The organism is Coprobacter secundus subsp. similis, from assembly GCF_015097275.1.
Lineage (GTDB): Bacteria > Bacteroidota > Bacteroidia > Bacteroidales > Coprobacteraceae > Coprobacter > Coprobacter secundus.
Genome location: NZ_AP023322.1, coordinates 2,470,286 through 2,488,673, shown reverse-complemented (window position 1 = coordinate 2,488,673; position 18,388 = coordinate 2,470,286). Strand labels below are relative to the sequence as shown.

Genomic DNA, 18,388 nt, shown 5'->3' with positions numbered 1-18,388 from the left:
CGGGAGTAAGAAAAAGAAAAAAATAGATATTACAACGAAGAGTTTGATCCTGGCTCAGGATGAACGCTAGCGACAGGCCTAACACATGCAAGTCGAGGGGCATCAGGTATCAGCTTGCTGATACGCTGGCGACCGGCGCACGGGTGAGTAACGCGTATGGAATCTGTCTGTAACAGGGGGATAACCCGGAGAAATTCGGACTAATACCCCATGCCGCCGGTTTTTTGCATGAAAGGCCGGCGAAAGGGTAACCGGTTACAGGTGATCATGCGTTCCATTAGCTGGTTGGCGGGGTAACGGCCCACCAAGGCGACGATGGATAGGGGTTCTGAGAGGAAGGTCCCCCACACTGGTACTGAGACACGGACCAGACTCCTACGGGAGGCAGCAGTGAGGAATATTGGTCAATGGGCGGAAGCCTGAACCAGCCAAGTCGCGTGAAGGAAGACTGCCCTACGGGTTGTAAACTTCTTTTGTATGGGAGTAAAAGAGTCCACGTGTGGGCTATTGCAAGTACCATACGAATAAGCATCGGCTAACTCCGTGCCAGCAGCCGCGGTAATACGGAGGATGCGAGCGTTATCCGGATTTATTGGGTTTAAAGGGTGCGTAGGCGGCCCTATAAGTCAGCGGTGAAATGTTCCGGCTCAACCGGGAAACTGCCGTTGAAACTGTAGGGCTAGAGTCCACAAGAGGTATGCGGAATGCGTGGTGTAGCGGTGAAATGCATAGATATCACGCAGAACCCCGATTGCGAAGGCAGCATACTGGGGTGAAACAGACGCTGAAGCACGAAAGCGTGGGTATCGAACAGGATTAGATACCCTGGTAGTCCACGCCGTAAACGATGAATACTAACTGTTTGCGATATACAGTAAGCGGTACAGCGAAAGCGTTAAGTATTCCACCTGGGGAGTACGCCGGCAACGGTGAAACTCAAAGGAATTGACGGGGGCCCGCACAAGCGGAGGAACATGTGGTTTAATTCGATGATACGCGAGGAACCTTACCCGGGCTCAAACGCAGGAGGAATGCGTATGAAAGTACGCAGCTAGCAATAGCCGCCTGCGAGGTGCTGCATGGTTGTCGTCAGCTCGTGCCGTGAGGTGTCGGCTTAAGTGCCATAACGAGCGCAACCCTTATCGATAGTTACTACCAGGTGAAGCTGAGGACTCAATCGAGACTGCCAGCGTAAGCTGCGAGGAAGGTGGGGATGACGTCAAATCAGCACGGCCCTTACGTCCGGGGCGACACACGTGTTACAATGGCAGGGACAGCGAGTAGCCAGGCAGCAATGCCGCGCCAATCTCGAAACCCTGTCCCAGTTCGGATCGGAGTCTGCAACTCGACTCCGTGAAGCTGGATTCGCTAGTAATCGCGCATCAGCCATGGCGCGGTGAATACGTTCCCGGGCCTTGTACACACCGCCCGTCAAGCCATGGGAGCCGGGAGTACCTGAAGTATGCAACCGCGAGGAGCGTCCTAGGGTAATACTGGTGACTGGGGCTAAGTCGTAACAAGGTAGCCGTACCGGAAGGTGCGGCTGGAACACCTCCTTTCTGGAGTAAAAGGGAAGATATCCTCCACAAAGAACGCTCAGGCGTCCTCTTTCCGATAAATGAGACGGAGACGACCCCGTTTTTTTCTACGGTCTATTGTAACAAGATAAAAGAGAAGAAGCAGCCCGGCAGAGGGATGAATTGACAGTCCTATAGCTCAGTAGGTTAGAGCGCTACACTGATAATGTAGAGGTCGGCAGTTCAAATCTGCCTGGGACTACCAAACTGGCAGAAGTTTGGGGGATTAGCTCAGCTGGCTAGAGCACCTGCTTTGCACGCAGGGGGTCAACGGTTCGAATCCGTTATTCTCCACGAAAGAAGATCTTTGACATACTGAAAAAAGAAAAGAACAAACAAAAAACCTAGCAAACCAAGAAAGAAAGCGAACCAGGTATACATCACACCGGAGGGCCGTCGGAGAATCGGCGGCAATAGCCGGGAAAAGAAAGTAAACAAGGGCGCATGGAGGATGCCTAGGCTCTCGAAGGCGAAGAAGGACGTGATAAGCTGCGAAAAGCTACGGTAAGGAGCAAATATCCGCTGACCCGTAGATCTCCGAATGGGGCAACCCGTCGTCGCAAGGCGACACACTGCAAGTCAGTGAGCAAACGTGGGGAACTGAAACATCTCATTACCCACAGGAAAAGAAAATAACAATGATTCCGCTAGTAGTGGCGAGCGAACGCGGAAGAGCCCAAACCGTTCCTGTTTCGGCAGGAGCGGGGTAGAAGGACCGCCGATAAAGGCAAGAGCGGAGGAAGTCGAACCAATTGGAAAGTTGGATCAAAGAAGGTGACAATCCCGTAGACGAATCCGAAGCGAAGCCGAGGCGGCACCTGAGTAGTGCGGGACACGAGAAATCCTGTATGAATCCGCGGGGACCATCCCGTAAGGCTAAATACTCCCGAGAGACCGATAGCGAACCAGTACTGTGAAGGAAAGGTGAAAAGAACCTCGAACAGAGGAGTGAAATAGACCCTGAAACCATGCGCCTACAAGCGGTCGGAGCTTCTATATGGAGTGACGGCGTGCCTTTTGCATAATGAACCTACGAGTTACTTTTGTTGGCCAGGCTAAGGGCTTCAGGCCCGGAGCCGAAGCGAAAGCGAGTCTGAACAGGGCGTCATAGTCAGCAGGAGTAGACGCGAAACCAAGTGATCTACCCATGAGCAGGTTGAAGGTTGGGTAACACCAACTGGAGGACCGCACCGGTAAACGTTGAAAAGTTTTCGGATGACTTGTGGGTAGGGGTGAAAGGCTAATCAAACTTGGAGATAGCTCGTACTCCCCGAAATGCATTTAGGTGCAGCCTTCGGGTTCGAGTTGAAGAGGTAGAGCGACTGATAAGATGCGAGGGCTTCACCGCCTATCAAGTCTTGATAAACTCCGAATGCTTCAACTCAAGACCGAGGAGTGAGGGCATGGGTGCTAAGGTCCATGTCCGAGAGGGAAACAACCCAGACCATCAGCTAAGGTCCCGAAATAATAGCTAAGTTGAATTAACGAAGTAGAATTGCAAAGACAGCTAGGATGTTGGCTTGGAAGCAGCCATTCATTTAAAGAGTGCGTAACAGCTCACTAGTCGAGGAATTCTGCGTGGATAATAATCGGGCATAAGCTATTTACCGAAGCTATGGAATATGCAAATATTGGTAGGGGAGCATTCCACGGGTCGCAGAAGGCCTGTTTTGAGACAGACTGGAGACAGTGGAAAAGCAAATGTAGGTATAAGTAACGATAAAGGAGGCGGGAAACCTCCTCGCCGCAAGACCAAGGGTTCCTGATCAACGCTAATCGGATCAGGGTAAGTCGGGCCCTAAGGCGTAGCCGAACGGCGCAGCCGATGGCAGAAACGGTTAATATTCCGTTACTGAATGTAGGAGTGACGCGGAGACGGAGCAGTGACACATCCGCCTGCAGACGGAATAGCAGGTTGAAGAGTGTAGATATTGTCCCGGTAGGCAAATCCGCCGGGATAGTCGAACTTGATAGTACCGGGCGTCCTCGGACAACCGGATAGCGATGGTAATCAGACTCCCAAGAAAATCCGCTAAACATATGCTACATTCACCCGTACCCCAAACGGACACACGTGGTTGGGTAGAATATACCAAGGCGCTCGAGAGATTCACGGTTAAGGAACTAGGCAAATTGACCCTGTAACTTCGGGAGAAAGGGTCCCGACTGAAAGAAGTCGGGCGCAGAGAATAGGTCCAGGCAACTGTTTAACAAAAACACAGGGCTGTGCGAAATTGGAAGATGAAGTATACAGCCTGACACCTGCCCGGTGCTGGAAGGTTAAGAGGAGACGTCATCGCAAGAGAAGCGTAGAATTGAAGCCCCAGTAAACGGCGGCCGTAACTATAACGGTCCTAAGGTAGCGAAATTCCTTGTCGGGTAAGTTCCGACCTGCACGAATGGTGCAATGATCTGGACACTGTCTCAACCGTGAGCTCGGTGAAATTGTAGTATCGGTGAAGATGCCGATTACCCGCAACGGGACGGAAAGACCCCGTGAACCTTTACTGCAACTTAGCATTGAATTTGGGTACTTGATGTGTAGGATAGTCCGGAGGCAGAGAATTGGGTACGCCAGTATCCGAGGAGCCGCTGTTGAAATACGGACCTTTGATTATTTGAATTCTAACTCTGTATTAGAGAGGACACTGCTTGGTGGGTAGTTTGACTGGGGTGGTCGCCTCCAAAAGCGTAACGGAGGCTTCTAAAGGTACCCTCAGGCCGATTGGTAACCGGCCGTAGAGTGTAATGGCACAAGGGTGCTTGACTGAGAGACCGACACGTCGATCAGGTAGGAAACTAGAGCATAGTGATCCGGTGGTTCCGCATGGAAGGGCCATCGCTCAAAGGATAAAAGGTACTCCGGGGATAACAGGCTGATCGCTCCCAAGAGCTCATATCGACGGAGCGGTTTGGCACCTCGATGTCGGCTCGTCACATCCTGGGGCTGGAGAAGGTCCCAAGGGTTGGGCTGTTCGCCCATTAAAGTGGCACGCGAGCTGGGTTCAGAACGTCGTGAGACAGTTCGGTCCCTATCTGTTGTGGGCGCAGGAAATTTGCGAGGCTCTGACACTAGTACGAGAGGACCGTGTTGGACCGGCCGCTGGTTTATCAGTTGTTCCGCCAGGAGCACTGCTGAGTAGCTAAGCCGGGATTGGATAAGTGCTGAAAGCATCTAAGTACGAAGCCAGCCTCAAGATAAGATTTCCCTAGAGGGTCGTTGCAGACGACGACGTAGATAGGTTGCAGGTGTAAAGGCAGTAATGCCAAAGCCGAGCAAAACTAATCACCCGAGACTTTCTGTAAGGTATGATTCCGGTAGTGCCGGATACGTGGTATCGTTCTGTCGTTTGTTGGTGTTTTTCTTTTTCTTTTCTTTTTTTGTATGGCAAAAAAGAAGGCATTCAGGTGGTTATAGTGTCAGGGTTCCACCTCTACCCATTCCGAACAGAGAAGTTAAACCTGACCGCGCCGATGGTACTGCGTCACAGTGGGAGAGTAGGTAGCTGCCGTATTATAGGAGAATAGGGAGGAGAGAAGACCGCAGGGTCCTGCTCTCCTCCCTATTTTTTTCCCCTTGGAGATGCATTTCCCCCCCCTCCCCCGCGACCCGATTCCCGGACACGCCGCTACCCTTTTTTTCGGGCATTTGGATTTGTTTCTGTTTCTGTTCGGACCGGCTAAAATTTACGCTTAAACAATGAAACCCTCGGATTTCCCTACCGGATGGTAATTGATGTTCCCTGATTTTGGAGTGGGTAAAATAGACATTTAAATGCCATTGTCTTTCATGCTGTGAGTGAAAACGAAATTGGAATATATTTTGTAATATATGGTATAAGTATTTTTTGAAATACTACGATATTCTTTAGCTTTAAGTATTCCAAAATTTGAGGGGGTAAAAGCTTCTATATGTAGGTGTTCTTTAAAATCTACTGAGGATGTTCCTAGAGCTTTAAAAAGGCTCTCTTTAGCAGACCACATAATAAGAGTATGAATAATTTCATTTTTTGAATCTAAAAACTCTATTTCTTCTTTATTGAGAAATTTGGACTTGACTTTTAGTACTTTATCTGATATTTTTTCAACGTCAATGCCTATTGGATAGATTGGGTGAAATGCTAATGCAATACAATTTTCTGTATGGGAAATGGAGATATTTCCGGTTTCTCCTTTCAATACAGGTTTGCCATCAGGAGTATATTTAATCTCTGTTCCTGATTTGAATATTTTATTTAGTAAGATTCTTGGTATTAACCATTCTTTTTTACGTTTTTCTAACTTTATATTATCTAATGATTCTTTCCATTTCTCTGGAATACCTACATTTTTTAATAAAGATGTGATTTCTTCTTCTGGTTCCCAGAGAAAAATTTTTGATCTATTTATCTTAATTTCTTCTATGAGAGGCATTGTTTTAATTATGAATTTTAAAAGTTTCGATAAGATGGATGATGTCTGACTTTAAGTAACCTAATACGGGAGCTATAGAATCATTTCGGATTGGAAAATCAAAATAGAGGGCACCTCTAAAAAGGTATTTACTACTGTCTGTTATTGTAAATTGTATGGGAGTTGCAGTATTTCCTTGAAGCTGATATAAAGTTGCATATATGTTGTTTATTGAGTCTGTGTAATTTTGGGCGGTTATTTGTTCTGCCTTTATACTATGTTGATAAACCAGACTTTTATTTTCATCTAATAATTGATAAATATTTTGAAGTTTGTTTGCTAGGTGATAGCTACAATATAAAGTCGCATGATAGTATGGATATATGATATTGACCCACTTGTTTAAGATATGATTTGTGTCATTGACAGTATAGGCTGAAGCTGCTATTTCAAAGCTGACTGGCAAATTGGAATTTATAGATTGATAAGAAGAAGTATCAGGATCAATACGAAAAAATGCATTGGGTTTTGGTGTAACCTCTTGGCGACAACTAATCAGAGTTATGCAAATTAAGATTAATGATAATATCCATAATGAATAGATATAGTGTTTTTTTTTATTCGATTTTTTGATTTTCACGTATTTAAATTTATTTATTAATTTCTTTATTCGAATTTTCTTGGGGTGTTATTTTTACTTTAACTTTTATGATGCGACGTTTGTTCATTTCAAGTACAACAAAAGTATAAATTCCATAATTAATTTTTTCTTTAGCAATAGGAAAGTCTTGTTTTATTTCTAGGATAAGACCTGCTAGAGTTTCTGCTTCATCTGAAATTTCTACAAAATCGCTTTCTGGTATTCCTGTTATTTTATAGAAGTCATTAAGTAAGGTTTTTCCTTCGAAAATATAAGTATTATTATCTATTTTAGTATATTGTTTTTCTTCTTCGTCGTATTCGTCGCTTATTTCTCCAACAATTTCCTCCAGTATATCTTCCATTGTAACGATACCAGATGTACCTCCAAATTCATCGACAACAATTGCCATATGTATTTTTCGAGAGCGAAATTCCTCTAATAGATCATCTATCATTTTCATCTCTGGAACAAAATATGGGTTTCTTAATAGATTTTGCCAGTGGAAATTTTCGTCTCTATCTAAATATGGTAGTAGATCTTTTATATAGATGATTCCTTTAATATTATCTTCATTTCCATCATATACGGGTAATCTGGAATAGCCGTTTTCGACAATATTTTTAATTAGATTTTTGAAGTTAGTTTTTATATCAATATCAGTCATGTCGATTCGGGAAGTCATAATTTCAGCGACTGTTTTTCCTCCAAATTTGATGATTCCTTCAAGCATTGCTTTTTCTTCATTAATATCGACTTTTGTCATTTCTAAAGCTTGAGAAAGTTCATTCATCGATATATTTATATTTTTATGAGAAATATGTTTGTTTATGAGTTGTGTAGACTTTACTAAAAAGTTTCCTAATGGATAAAAAATTTTTTGGAGAATTTGCAATGTGTGGGATGCTTTACGTGCAAATTTTAAAGCATTATGACTGGCATAAATTTTAGGCATTATTTCTCCAAATAGAAGTAATAGGAAAGTTAAGATTATTGTTTGAAAGATAAATCCTAAAATGGGTGTATTTGAAAAATCTATTATATTGTTGATAAAAAATGTACAGAGCATAACTACTGCAACATTGACCAAATTATTAGCAATAAGAATGGTTGCTAATAAATATTCTGAACGCGCTAATAGGGACTTGATAAGAATATCTTGTGGATTTCTCTCTTCTTCCAATTCATTTATATCTTGTGGAGAGAGTGAAAAAAAAGCAATTTCGGAAGCCGAAATAAAAGCTGAAAATCCGAGAAATATAACTGCAAATATAAGTGTAATAATATCTCCTACAGAAGCAGGAGAAAGTGTCAGAGATGAAAATAGTAACGGTAAACTATCTGGGTCCAAAATATATGTATTAGTTAAACAATGGAGTAAATATCCATGATGCTATTTACTCAAAATATACGAATACTTTCACTCTTTTAGAGTGAAAGTATTTATATAGAACAACTTGTCATAGGCAAAGGTACTATTTTTTGTTAGAATGGCAAATCATCGATTTGATTATTTTCATCAAAAGGATTGCTTGTTGTTGATTGTACTGAAGAGGTTGGTTGAGCATATGTATTTTGAGCTGGGTTATAATTGTTCCCAGAAACTGTGTTGGACTGGTCAGCACGTCTGCCAAGGAGTTCCATATTATCGGCATAGATTTCTGTTGTATATCGTCGAATACCATTTTGGTCATCCCAAGATCGAGTACGTAATTTGCCTTCTATATATACCTGTGTTCCTTTTTTTACATATTGTTCTGTGATTTTAGCTAATCCTCTCCAAAGAACAATATTATGCCATTCCGTTTTGTCTGGAATTTGAATTCCAGCTGATGTTGTATATCCTCTTTCTGTAGTGGCTAATGTAAAACTGGCTACGCATACATTATTATCAAGATATCTAATGTCTGGATCTTTTCCGACATTGCCAATCAGTATCACCTTATTTACGGACATGAATTAATGTTTTAAAAGTTTATCTATCAAATTTACAAGAAATTCTGGTAATTTAATTTTTGGTTGATATAAATTAACTTATATTTTGTTTCGGATTGTTCTTTATCGAGAAGCTTTTAATCCACGAATTATGGCTGATGTAAAACCTGCATGTTCCATCTCATTTAGACCTTTTATTGTAATGCCTCCTGGGGTGGTAACTTTATCAATTTCTTCTTCAGGATGAGATTGATTGTGCATAAGGAGTTCTGCTGCACCTTTTACTGTTTGTGAAACTATTTCTTTAGCTTGATGTGCATATAATCCCATTTCAATTCCGCCTTCTATCGCAGCCCTTATATATCTTAAAGCGAATGCTGTGCCACAGGAACCTAATGCTGTGGCTGCAACCATCAGTCGTTCTTCTATAAGAATTGATTTGCCTAATTCATTAAATATTGATAGAATTAGCTTTTCTTGTTCTGTACTGGCGTTATATGAGGCTATAGCAGTCATACTTTCTTTTATAGAGATAGCTGTATTTGGTATTGCGCGAAATATTGCAGGAGCATCTTGGGCACATCTGAATAATTTGTCAAGGTATTCAAATGGGACACCTGCTACAATTGATATTATGATTTGGTTGTTATTGATGTATGGAGCTATTTCTTTTGCAATTTTATCAATGAGCCAAGGTTTTACAGCGATAATAATAATGTTTGCATTTTTTACTGCTTCTGAATTGTTTTTGGAGGTATTTATATCTCTATTAAAGCTTTTTATAGCATCTAAAGTTTTTTGAGTAGCTGCTGTTACAGTAATATCTGTTGTATTGATTAATGTACTTTGGGCTAATCCTTTTGCTATTGCTCCACCCATATTACCCGCACCTATAATGGAGATTTTCATTGTATAATTTATTAAGAATTTATAAAGATACTATTTTAGAATAGATTGGTAATGAAATAAGAATATCATTATTCATAATTTTTTATATGTAAAGTGTTTTTTAATCAAAATATTTTTAAGTCTTGAGATAAATGTATCAGCTTGTTCTTTTGTAAGGCAAAGTGGCGGTAATAATCTGATAACATTGGTTCCTGAAACTCCAGTGAAAACCTTCTGTTCAAACAATAATTTTGTGCGCAGATCTTTTACTGGTTGTTCAAATTCTAGACCTATCATTAATCCTTGTCCTCTTACTTCTTTAATTTGAGGGATAGTTTTTAATTGTTTCATTAGATATTCTCCTACCTTGGCAGCATTGTTAATGAGATTTTCTTTTTCCATGATATCAAGAACTGCAATAGCAGCTGAGCACCCTAAGTGATTTCCTCCAAAAGTAGTACCTAACATTCCGTATGAGGGAGAAAACATTGGATTTATTAAAACTCCACCAATCGGAAATCCATTTCCCATGCCTTTAGCAATTGTAATTAAGTCTGGGCGAATGTTACTATATTGATGGGCAAAGAATTTTCCACTGCGTCCATATCCTGATTGTATTTCATCAAGAATTAGCACTATATTATTTTCGCTACATATTTCCCTTAAATCTTGCATGAAATCTATTTTAGGAATTTGTATGCCTCCTATGCCTTGTATGCCTTCGATAATTATAGCACAAACATCTCCTTTTACAACTTCTTTTTTTACAGCATTTACATCATTTAGGGGTAAGTAACTTACTTCAAACGTACTGTTAATAGGTGCAATAATTTTAGGATTGTCGGTAACATTTACTGCTGCGGAGGTTCTTCCGTGGAAAGATTTTTTGAAAGCGATTACTTTTTTCTTTCCAGTATGGAATGATGCAAGTTTTAATGCATTTTCATTTGCTTCAGCTCCGGAGTTTATTAAAAAAAGAGAATAGTCATCGTACCCAGATTGTTTTCCTAATTTTTCTGCCAATTGAATTTGTAAACGGTTGATGACAGAGTTCGAATAAAATATCAGTTTCTTGGCTTGTTCAGTAAGACATTCTGTAAAATATGGGTGTGTGTGACCTACTGATATTACTGCATGACCACCGTATAAGTCTAAATATTCATTGCCATCTATATCGTAAGTGTAACATCCTTTTCCTTTGATAATTTCGATATTGAATAGGGGATAAACATCAAATAAGTTCATTTTACTTTTTGATTTTAGTTATGAAATAATTATATGCAGATTAGCTTGTTACTGTTGATTAAAAAGCTGATGGCTTTAATCGTAAGCCAACTGTTTCTTCCAGTCCAAAAAGTAGGTTCATGTTGTGAACAGCTTGGCCAGAAGCACCTTTTAATAAGTTGTCTATCATTGAGACTATTAGTAATTTGTCATCATATTTTTCGAGATGAATTAAACATTTATTAGTGTTTATTACTTGTTTGAGATCTGGATTTTTATCTGTAATAAAAACGAATGAATGATCATCATAATATTCGTTATATATACGTTTTATTTCTTCTATGTTTATATTGCAGGCAAGATACGATGTTGCGAATATACCTCGTGAGAAATTCCCTCGTACTGGTATAAAATCAATATCTGTATTGAAGCTATTTTGTAACTGGTTCAAACTTTGCTTTATTTCTGCAAGATGTTGATGAGTGAATGGTTTATATATCGATATATTGTCATTTCTCCAACTAAAGTGTGAAGTAGCTGATGGTTTTTGTCCTGCACCGGTTGAACCTGTAATAGCATTTACATGTATTGTGCTATTAAGCAAAAGGTTCTTGGCTAAAGGTAATAATGCTAGCTGTATTGCTGTTGCAAAACATCCGGGATTAGCTATATGGGAAGCCTTTATTATGTATTTCCTATTTAGTTCGGGGAGTCCATATATAAAGTTATGATTATCATTCTTGATACGATAATCCATAGAAAGGTCAATCACTTTTAATCTTTCGGGCAAAGGATGATTTTCGATAAATTTTTTTGTATCGCCATGAGCAGTGCAAAAGAATAATACATCTATTTCATTTAGTGATAACTGGTCTGTGAATATTAAATTTGTTTCACCTAACAGCCCAGCATGGACATCGGTGATTTTATTTCCGGCATTACTACTACTATTAACGAAAACAATTTCTACGTCGGGGTGGTTTATCAATATACGGATAAGCTCTCCGGCTGTATAACCTGCACCACCAATAATTCCAGCTTTAATCATATTTTATATAAAAAAACAATAAAAAACTATATTACCGATAGAATTTTAATTCTATCGGTATTTATTTGTTATACCTTAATTATTTCTTATTCTTATTTTGTACAGAATAGTAAACTTTCATTTGGGTTCCTAATATTTTAGTAAACCCTTTTACATCATCAGCTGTCCAGGCTTTATTTACTTCTCCGTATTCTCCAAAATCTGATTTCATTAAATCGAAATCGCTTTCAACGCCAACTAAAACATAGTGATATGGTTTTAGATTTACAATTACTCGTCCGGTAACATTTTGCTGGGAGCTTTGCAAAAATGCTTCCATGTCCCGCATTACAGGTTCAAGATATTGAGCTTCATGTAAGAACATTCCATACCAAGTTCCTATTTGTTCTTTCCAATATTGTTGCCATTTGGTGAGAGTATGCTTTTCAAGCATTTTATGAGCGTTTATAATAATTATAGGGGCTGCGGCTTCGAATCCAACTCTTCCTTTTATACCTATGATGGTATCGCCGATATGCATATCTCGTCCAATTGCATATTTCCCTGCAATTGTTTCTATTTCTTGTATGGCGGCAACTTTATTTGTGTATTTTTTGCCATTTACTGCTGCGATTTCTCCTGATTCAAAGTCAATAGTAAGAATCTCTTCTCCTTTTGCGATCATTTGTGAAGGATAAGCTTCTTCAGGAAGAGTTTGGTTGCTTTTTAATGTTTCTTTTCCTCCTATGCTAGTTCCCCATAGACCTTTGTTTATAGAATATTCCATTTTTTTGAAATCAGCTTCAAACCCATGTTTTTTTAAGTAATCAATTTCATATTCACGAGTAAGAGTCATATCTCGAGTAGGGGTCAATATTCTGATATTAGGTGCTAGGATTTGGAATGTAAGGTCAAACCGAACTTGGTCGTTTCCTGCTCCAGTACTTCCATGTGCAACATAATCAGCTCCTATTTCTTTTGCATAATTGATAATAGCAATAGCTTGGAATATACGTTCAGAACTTACAGATATAGGATAAGTTCCATTTCTGAGAACATTTCCGAATATCATATACTTTATGCTTTTATTATAATATTCCTGAGTAATGTCTAAGGAAACATGCTTGACTGCTCCTAGTTTATAAGCTTTTTCTTCAATGGACTTTAATTCATTTTTATCAAAACCTCCTGTATTTGCTATTGCTGTATAAAGTTCGTATCCGCAATCTTCTGTCAGATATTTCGCGCAGAATGATGTGTCGAGGCCGCCACTAAACGCTAGTACAACTTTTTCTTTTTTCATAATTGATGTATTTTAATCATTTAATAATCTTTTTATTTTTCGTTTTGCCCTTCATCGTGTTTAGCATGTGGGTCAAAAAGCATTCCAGTGCAAAGGCACATTCGTTTGTTGGTTCTTTGTAATATATCGTAATTTACACAACTTTGACAACCCTTCCAAAATGCTTCATCGTCAGTAAGCTCAGAAAAAGTAACAGGTCGATATCCCAATTCAGAGTTAATTTTCATCACGGCTAAGCCCGTTGTTAGCCCGAATATTTTGGCATCGGGAAACATACTGCGAGAAAGATCGAAAACTTTTCGTTTTATTCTTTTTGCAAGACCGTGACCTCTATAGTTTTCAACAACAATCAATCCTGAATTGGCTACAAATTTTTTATTACTCCAGCTTTCGATATATGCAAATCCTGCAAATTTGTCTCCATCCAAAGCAATGATGGCTTTGCCTTCTAACATTTTTTGTTTTACATATTCTGGAGATCTTTTTGCAATACCGGTACCTCTTACTTTTGCTGCTTTCTCGATTGTATCGAGGATGATGTCTACGTATTTCAAGTGTTTCTCGCTTGCTACAATTACTTTAATTGTATCTTCCATTTTTTTTCAAATAATGTATCTAATTTAATTGATACGATTTTATTATTTTAGTTTATTATCTTTTTATTTTTGAATTGCAGGAATAAATTCCGATAGAGCATTGATAACTTCCTGATGTGTACTTTCTTCTCGAAGCACAAGCATAATCGTGTCATCTCCAGCAATAGTTCCCAAGATTTCATGAGGGCTATTGGTGTCTATATCGTAAGCTATCCCATTTGCATATCCTGGCCGTGTTTTTATAATAGCGATTTGTCCTGAAAATTCAATTGAAATAAATCCTGATGTAGATGCTTGATATGTCGAGTTTATTTTAGATTGCATAATTTTGCCTACTCCTCCTGTTCCTGGCATAACATATATATATCCACCATCTGTATTGGGAATTTTAGCTATTTGCAATTGTTTTAAATCTCTGGATAATGTCGCTTGTGTTAATTTAAATCCTCTTGATATCAGTATTTTAAGTAAATCATCTTGGCTACTGATACGAGTATTAATGATTATTTCTTTTATGGCTAGGAGCCTATCTGTTTTATTTTTCATGAGTAAGCTGAGTTTTCAGTTTAGATACGCATATTTATTCTTTTTCTTTCGACAAAATTAGTTATAAAAATTACAAATAATGCATATATGCAGTATATTTATTATAAATAGAGATTTATTTAACAATATTTAAATATAAATATGCATGTATGTTGTATAAAAATGATATATATTCTGTTATTTATACAAATTTATTTTGAATCTAGGTATATATTATTTTTGATTTGTGGTTATTTAATTATGGATAGAATATTTTCTTTTTGTATTTAAGAGCTTCAGGTATGGCTTTTTTTAAAGCTTCAATTCTTGTGGCGTCAGAAGGATGTGTACTTAGAAATTCAGGAGTAGAGGTCTTGTTGGTAGACATTCGTTGCCAGAAAGCTGGTGCCTTTTCAGGATTGTATCCGGCCATGGCCATGAATATGAGTCCCATGCGGTCACTTTCGGATTCTTGCCGTCTAGAATAAGGAAGCATAACCCCTACTTGTGTCCCGATTCCATATACAGTGGAGGCTATTTGTTGAATTTCTGTTTGTCTGTTTTGCATTAGGACATTAAGGGCAATACCTCCGTACTGTACCAGCATTTGTTGGCTTAGTCGTTCACTGCTGTGTTTGGCTACGGCATGAGCGATTTCGTGACCTAATACTACGGCCAATCCATCATCATCAAGAGTATAAGATAATATACCATCGTTTACAATAACCTTTCCTCCTGGAAGGCAGAAGGCATTCGGTGTTTTATCATTGACCAATACAAATTGCCACTGATAGGTATCTGCATCGGGCCCCATTCCGTTATTACGTAAATAAGTATCGACTGCAGTTGCGATATTTGTTCCTACTTTGGTAATTTGTAAATACTGTTGTTGGTTTGAGGATATTTTTGCAGTTTTCATGTAATCAGAAAAACTTTGATTACTTAAAGATAAAACTTCTGCGTCAGAGATGAGTGAAAGTTGACGTCTTCCAGTCAGAGGGACGCTGTTGCAACTTGTTATAAATATAGCGATTAAGTTGAAATAAATAAAGAATTTCATTGTTTTATTTTTTTTCAATTAGATGTGTTATATCGGGTATTGCGGAGTAAGCAGTTTGGTCACTTGTACATGGAACAATAGATATATATCCGTTGGCCAATGCCCATTCATCTGTTTCTTTATTTTCTGGTTCAAGATTTACGAAGTGACCGGTTAACCAGTAGTAATCTTGTTCATGAGTATCTTTGCGGTGTTCGTATTCTTCTGTCCAGTATCCTTTTGCTTGTCTACATACCCGTGTCCCTTTTATTGGGCTTCCTGTTGGTATATTTACATTAAGGCATACGTTTTGGGGAAGCCCTTTTTCGAGGATAAGTTTACAAGTCTTACGGACAATCTCACGGCAAGGGGAGAAATCTGCTTCGGGGTCGTGAGAACAAAGAGAAAATCCTATCGAAGGTATTCCAATAAGGCAACCTTCGAGTACAGCTCCCATAGTGCCTGAATATATAATACTGGCACCGGCATTAGAACCATGATTGATTCCAGACACAATTAAATCAGGTCGATGATTAAGAATTTGGTTTATAGATAACTTTATGCAATCTACAGGTGTTCCATTGCTTTTAAAAGCTTTGTATTCGTTTTGATTTGAAATGCATTTTATTCGTAGGGGAAGTTCAGACGTAATGGCGCTTGACTGACCTGAGCGTGGTGAATCTGGAGCGACAACACAGATATCTCCTAAATCTTGAATCATATTGACCAGTTCGTTTATTCCCTTTGCATAAATACCGTCGTCGTTGGTTACTAAGATTAGTGGATGTTTTTTGAATATTGAATCGTTTATCATTTTATTAATATTGAAAAAGAGTAATAGCTTTTTGAAAAAACATTTAGGAAATAATAAAATCTAACTGTATATTTATTATTAACAATGTTGTGAAATAATATTTTAATACAAAAATACGATAAATCTTAAAATTTATGGACATTGCTCATTTAGGTTTTTCCTTGATTTTTTTTCTGAATTTTATTTATGTTTTATAGTATCTGTTTATATTTTGAATATTATAAAATAATGTTTTTAAGTTGACTGAGGCAAGTCATACTTTTATAAAATTAAAACCTAATTTGGTTACTTGTTGATGTTTTTAATAAAAAAGATTCTTTGTTTTTATTATAATTATATATCTTTATACTTTCATGATTATGTGAATTTTAAATAAAAAATATTATGAAAAATAAGCCTGTTTTGTTTTTATCGTTATTAATTTGTTTAAGTTCAAATGCAAGAGAAATTGTAATAAAATCACCAGACAAGAATCTGAAAGCGACTATTGTCTTGAGTGATAAAGTGATGGCGAAAGTATGTGATAATGATAGGGAGCTTTTTACAATTGACAGAATAAGTTTAATTACTAATTGTGGTTCTATACCGGCGGAACAAGTTCGTTTAAAAAAAGTGCAAAGACGTACGGTAAATAGTACAATAGTTCCAGTTGTTAAAGAGAAACGAGCTATTATTCCAGAAATATATAATGAAATGATTCTCAATTTTTCAGATAATAGTTCTATCATATTCCGTTTGTATGATAACGGATTTGCTTATCGTATAGTGACAAATTTTTCTAGGGAATTGACGATAAAAGAAGAATCTGCAATATATTCATTTGATAGTAATGCAAAAATAACCTATCAGCAAGATCATAGCCCTAATAGTAATTGTGAGAGGCCTTATGTGCATAAGTTGGCAGGAGAGTGGGGAGCTGAGGATATGGGCAATCTCCCCATTTTGGTAGAATTGCCATCTTCGAAACGTCTACTTTTTTTAGAATCAGATGTACAGGATTATCCTTATATGTGGTTGAAAGGGGGAGTACAAGGTGATATGAAAATGTTTCAATGGAACTGCCCGAAAGATTATAATATATATGATATTAATGTAAATCAGGATGTTACAAGGGTAAAACAGGTGGTTAGTCGTTATGATTATATCGCTAAAGTTCAAGGGTCTCGTGCATTTCCTTGGCGGATAATGGCAATTGCCAATAATGATATTGATTTAATTAATTGTCAATTGACCTATTTGCTTGCTTCTGAGTTAAAGATAACAGATACATCTTGGATTAAACCAGGATGGGTGATACTTGATTGGTGGTCAAGGTATGGTATCTATGGTGTTGATTTTGAGTCGGGTGTTAATACCGAAACGGCAAAATACATGATTGATTTTGTAAAGGAGTTTGGAATGCAATATTACCTTTTTGATTTAGGTTGGGCCTATAAAAACAGTCTTATAAAGACGACGCCAAAGCTTGATATGGACGAAGTGATGCGCTATGCTCAAGAAAAGGGTGTAGGTATTATGTTATGGGTTGCTAGTGCATTGCTTGATGAACAAATGGAAATAGCAATGGATCAGTTTGAAAAATGGGGGATTAAAGGATTAAAAATTGACTTTATAGATCGTTCAGATCAAGATGTATCTCGTTTTTGTTGGCGTGTTGCAGAGGAAGCCGCAAAACGTAAAATGATTTTGAATTTTCATGGGATTTATATCCCTGATGGTATACGACGTGCTTATCCGAATGTGCTTACCCGTGAGGCATTGATGGAGTTTGAATATAATGGTTTTTCAGATTTCGTTACACCCGATCATGATTGTACTCTGCCATTTATTCGAAATGTTGCTGGGCCACAGGATTATATTCCGGGTACTATGATGAATGCTACTAAAAAAAATTTTAGACAGAATAATGATACGCCTATGAGCCAAGGAACTCGTGTACATTCAATGGCGATGGCTGTTATTAGTGAGAGTCCAATGCAGATGTTACCCGATGCGCCGACGTTGTATTATGAAGAGGAGGAGTGTGGTCGATTTTTGACAAGAATACCTGTTGAGTGGGATGAGACGAAGCCTCTTCAAGGAAAAGTTGGGGATTATGTTGCTATTGCCCGTCGTAATGGGGATGAGTGGTATGTAGGAGCTATAACAGATTGGACCCCGCGAAAACTGATTTTAGATTTTGATTTTTTAGATGCAGGAAAGAATTATACAATTGAACTGTTTCGAGATGGGCCTAATGCTTCTAAAATGGCGGTTGATTATGTGAAAGAAATTGGAAATGTGCAAAAAGGTAAACGTATGGAAATTGATATGGCTCCAGGAGGTGGATGGTTAGCGCGTATTTATTAAAAATGGATGAGATTAAGAAAATTGCAAAAAGTATTATTTTATGTCGAAATTTTTATAAAAAACATAAATACGAAAAACA

13 protein-coding genes, 2 tRNA genes and 3 rRNA genes are annotated in these 18,388 nt (G+C 38.3%); 6 read left to right on the top strand and 12 right to left on the bottom strand.

The window, feature by feature from the left end:
- Positions 1–31: 31 nt before the first annotated feature.
- The 5 genes from Cop2CBH44_RS09895 (at position 32) to rrf (ending at position 5,092) form a co-directional block, all read left to right on the top strand.
- Positions 32–1,559 (top strand): 16S ribosomal RNA (locus tag Cop2CBH44_RS09895).
- Positions 1,560–1,705: 146 nt separating this feature from the next.
- Positions 1,706–1,782 (top strand) — tRNA-Ile (locus Cop2CBH44_RS09890).
- A gap of 15 nt (positions 1,783–1,797) precedes the next feature.
- Positions 1,798–1,871 (top strand) — tRNA-Ala (locus Cop2CBH44_RS09885).
- Positions 1,872–2,001: 130 nt separating this feature from the next.
- Positions 2,002–4,882: ribosomal RNA gene (locus Cop2CBH44_RS09880) — 23S ribosomal RNA — on the top strand.
- Between the two features lie 99 nt (positions 4,883–4,981).
- A 5S ribosomal RNA gene (gene rrf / locus Cop2CBH44_RS09875) occupies positions 4,982–5,092 on the top strand.
- Together the 16S, 23S and 5S rRNA genes with 2 tRNA genes alongside form the textbook arrangement of a ribosomal RNA operon.
- 256 nt (positions 5,093–5,348) lie before the next feature.
- On the opposite strand, the gene Cop2CBH44_RS09870 is transcribed toward rrf, so the two are convergent.
- The 12 genes from Cop2CBH44_RS09870 to surE all read right to left on the bottom strand — a co-directional run bounded on the left by Cop2CBH44_RS09870 (position 5,349) and on the right by surE (position 15,960).
- The gene (locus Cop2CBH44_RS09870) at positions 5,349–5,990 is read right to left on the bottom strand and encodes a 4'-phosphopantetheinyl transferase family protein (protein ID WP_021929405.1); all 642 of its coding nucleotides are present in this window, start codon (positions 5,988–5,990) and stop codon (positions 5,349–5,351) included.
- Between the two features lie 4 nt (positions 5,991–5,994).
- Entirely contained in the window at positions 5,995–6,609 is a 615-nt protein-coding gene (gene gldD, locus Cop2CBH44_RS09865; RefSeq protein WP_021929404.1) for a gliding motility lipoprotein GldD, read from the bottom strand.
- Between the two features lie 10 nt (positions 6,610–6,619).
- Positions 6,620–7,960 carry a gliding motility-associated protein GldE gene (gene gldE / locus Cop2CBH44_RS09860; protein ID WP_021929403.1) on the bottom strand — a complete coding sequence of 447 codons (1,341 nt, stop codon included), beginning with the start codon at positions 7,958–7,960 and terminating at the stop codon, positions 6,620–6,622.
- A gap of 134 nt (positions 7,961–8,094) precedes the next feature.
- Complete coding sequence (locus Cop2CBH44_RS09855; protein WP_021929402.1) at positions 8,095–8,565, bottom strand: single-stranded DNA-binding protein; 471 nt, start codon at positions 8,563–8,565, stop codon at positions 8,095–8,097.
- Between the two features lie 102 nt (positions 8,566–8,667).
- Positions 8,668–9,453 carry a pyrroline-5-carboxylate reductase gene (gene proC, locus Cop2CBH44_RS09850; protein ID WP_021929401.1) on the bottom strand — a complete coding sequence of 262 codons (786 nt, stop codon included), beginning with the start codon at positions 9,451–9,453 and terminating at the stop codon, positions 8,668–8,670.
- 72 nt (positions 9,454–9,525) lie between these two features.
- Complete coding sequence (locus Cop2CBH44_RS09845; RefSeq protein WP_200754724.1) at positions 9,526–10,677, bottom strand: aspartate aminotransferase family protein; 1,152 nt, start codon at positions 10,675–10,677, stop codon at positions 9,526–9,528.
- Positions 10,678–10,735: 58 nt separating this feature from the next.
- On the bottom strand, positions 10,736–11,704 hold the full coding sequence (gene argC, locus Cop2CBH44_RS09840) for an N-acetyl-gamma-glutamyl-phosphate reductase (RefSeq protein WP_200754723.1): 969 nt from the start codon (positions 11,702–11,704) through the stop codon (positions 10,736–10,738).
- Between the two features lie 79 nt (positions 11,705–11,783).
- Entirely contained in the window at positions 11,784–12,986 is a 1,203-nt protein-coding gene (locus tag Cop2CBH44_RS09835) for an argininosuccinate synthase (protein ID WP_021929398.1), read from the bottom strand.
- A 32-nt stretch (positions 12,987–13,018) separates the two neighbouring features.
- Complete coding sequence (locus Cop2CBH44_RS09830) at positions 13,019–13,582, bottom strand: GNAT family N-acetyltransferase (protein ID WP_021929397.1); 564 nt, start codon at positions 13,580–13,582, stop codon at positions 13,019–13,021.
- A 63-nt stretch (positions 13,583–13,645) separates the two neighbouring features.
- Positions 13,646–14,128, bottom strand: coding sequence for an arginine repressor (locus Cop2CBH44_RS09825; protein ID WP_021929396.1), 483 nt, complete (start codon positions 14,126–14,128; stop codon positions 13,646–13,648).
- A 238-nt stretch (positions 14,129–14,366) separates the two neighbouring features.
- Complete coding sequence (locus tag Cop2CBH44_RS09820) at positions 14,367–15,167, bottom strand: M48 family metallopeptidase (RefSeq protein ID WP_200754722.1); 801 nt, start codon at positions 15,165–15,167, stop codon at positions 14,367–14,369.
- 4 nt (positions 15,168–15,171) lie between these two features.
- The gene (gene surE / locus Cop2CBH44_RS09815; protein WP_246469106.1) at positions 15,172–15,960 is read right to left on the bottom strand and encodes a 5'/3'-nucleotidase SurE; all 789 of its coding nucleotides are present in this window, start codon (positions 15,958–15,960) and stop codon (positions 15,172–15,174) included.
- A gap of 384 nt (positions 15,961–16,344) precedes the next feature.
- On the opposite strand from surE, the gene Cop2CBH44_RS09810 reads away from it, so the two are divergent.
- The gene (locus tag Cop2CBH44_RS09810) at positions 16,345–18,309 is read left to right on the top strand and encodes a glycoside hydrolase family 97 protein (protein WP_200754721.1); all 1,965 of its coding nucleotides are present in this window, start codon (positions 16,345–16,347) and stop codon (positions 18,307–18,309) included.
- The last annotated feature ends 79 nt before the right edge of the window (positions 18,310–18,388 follow it).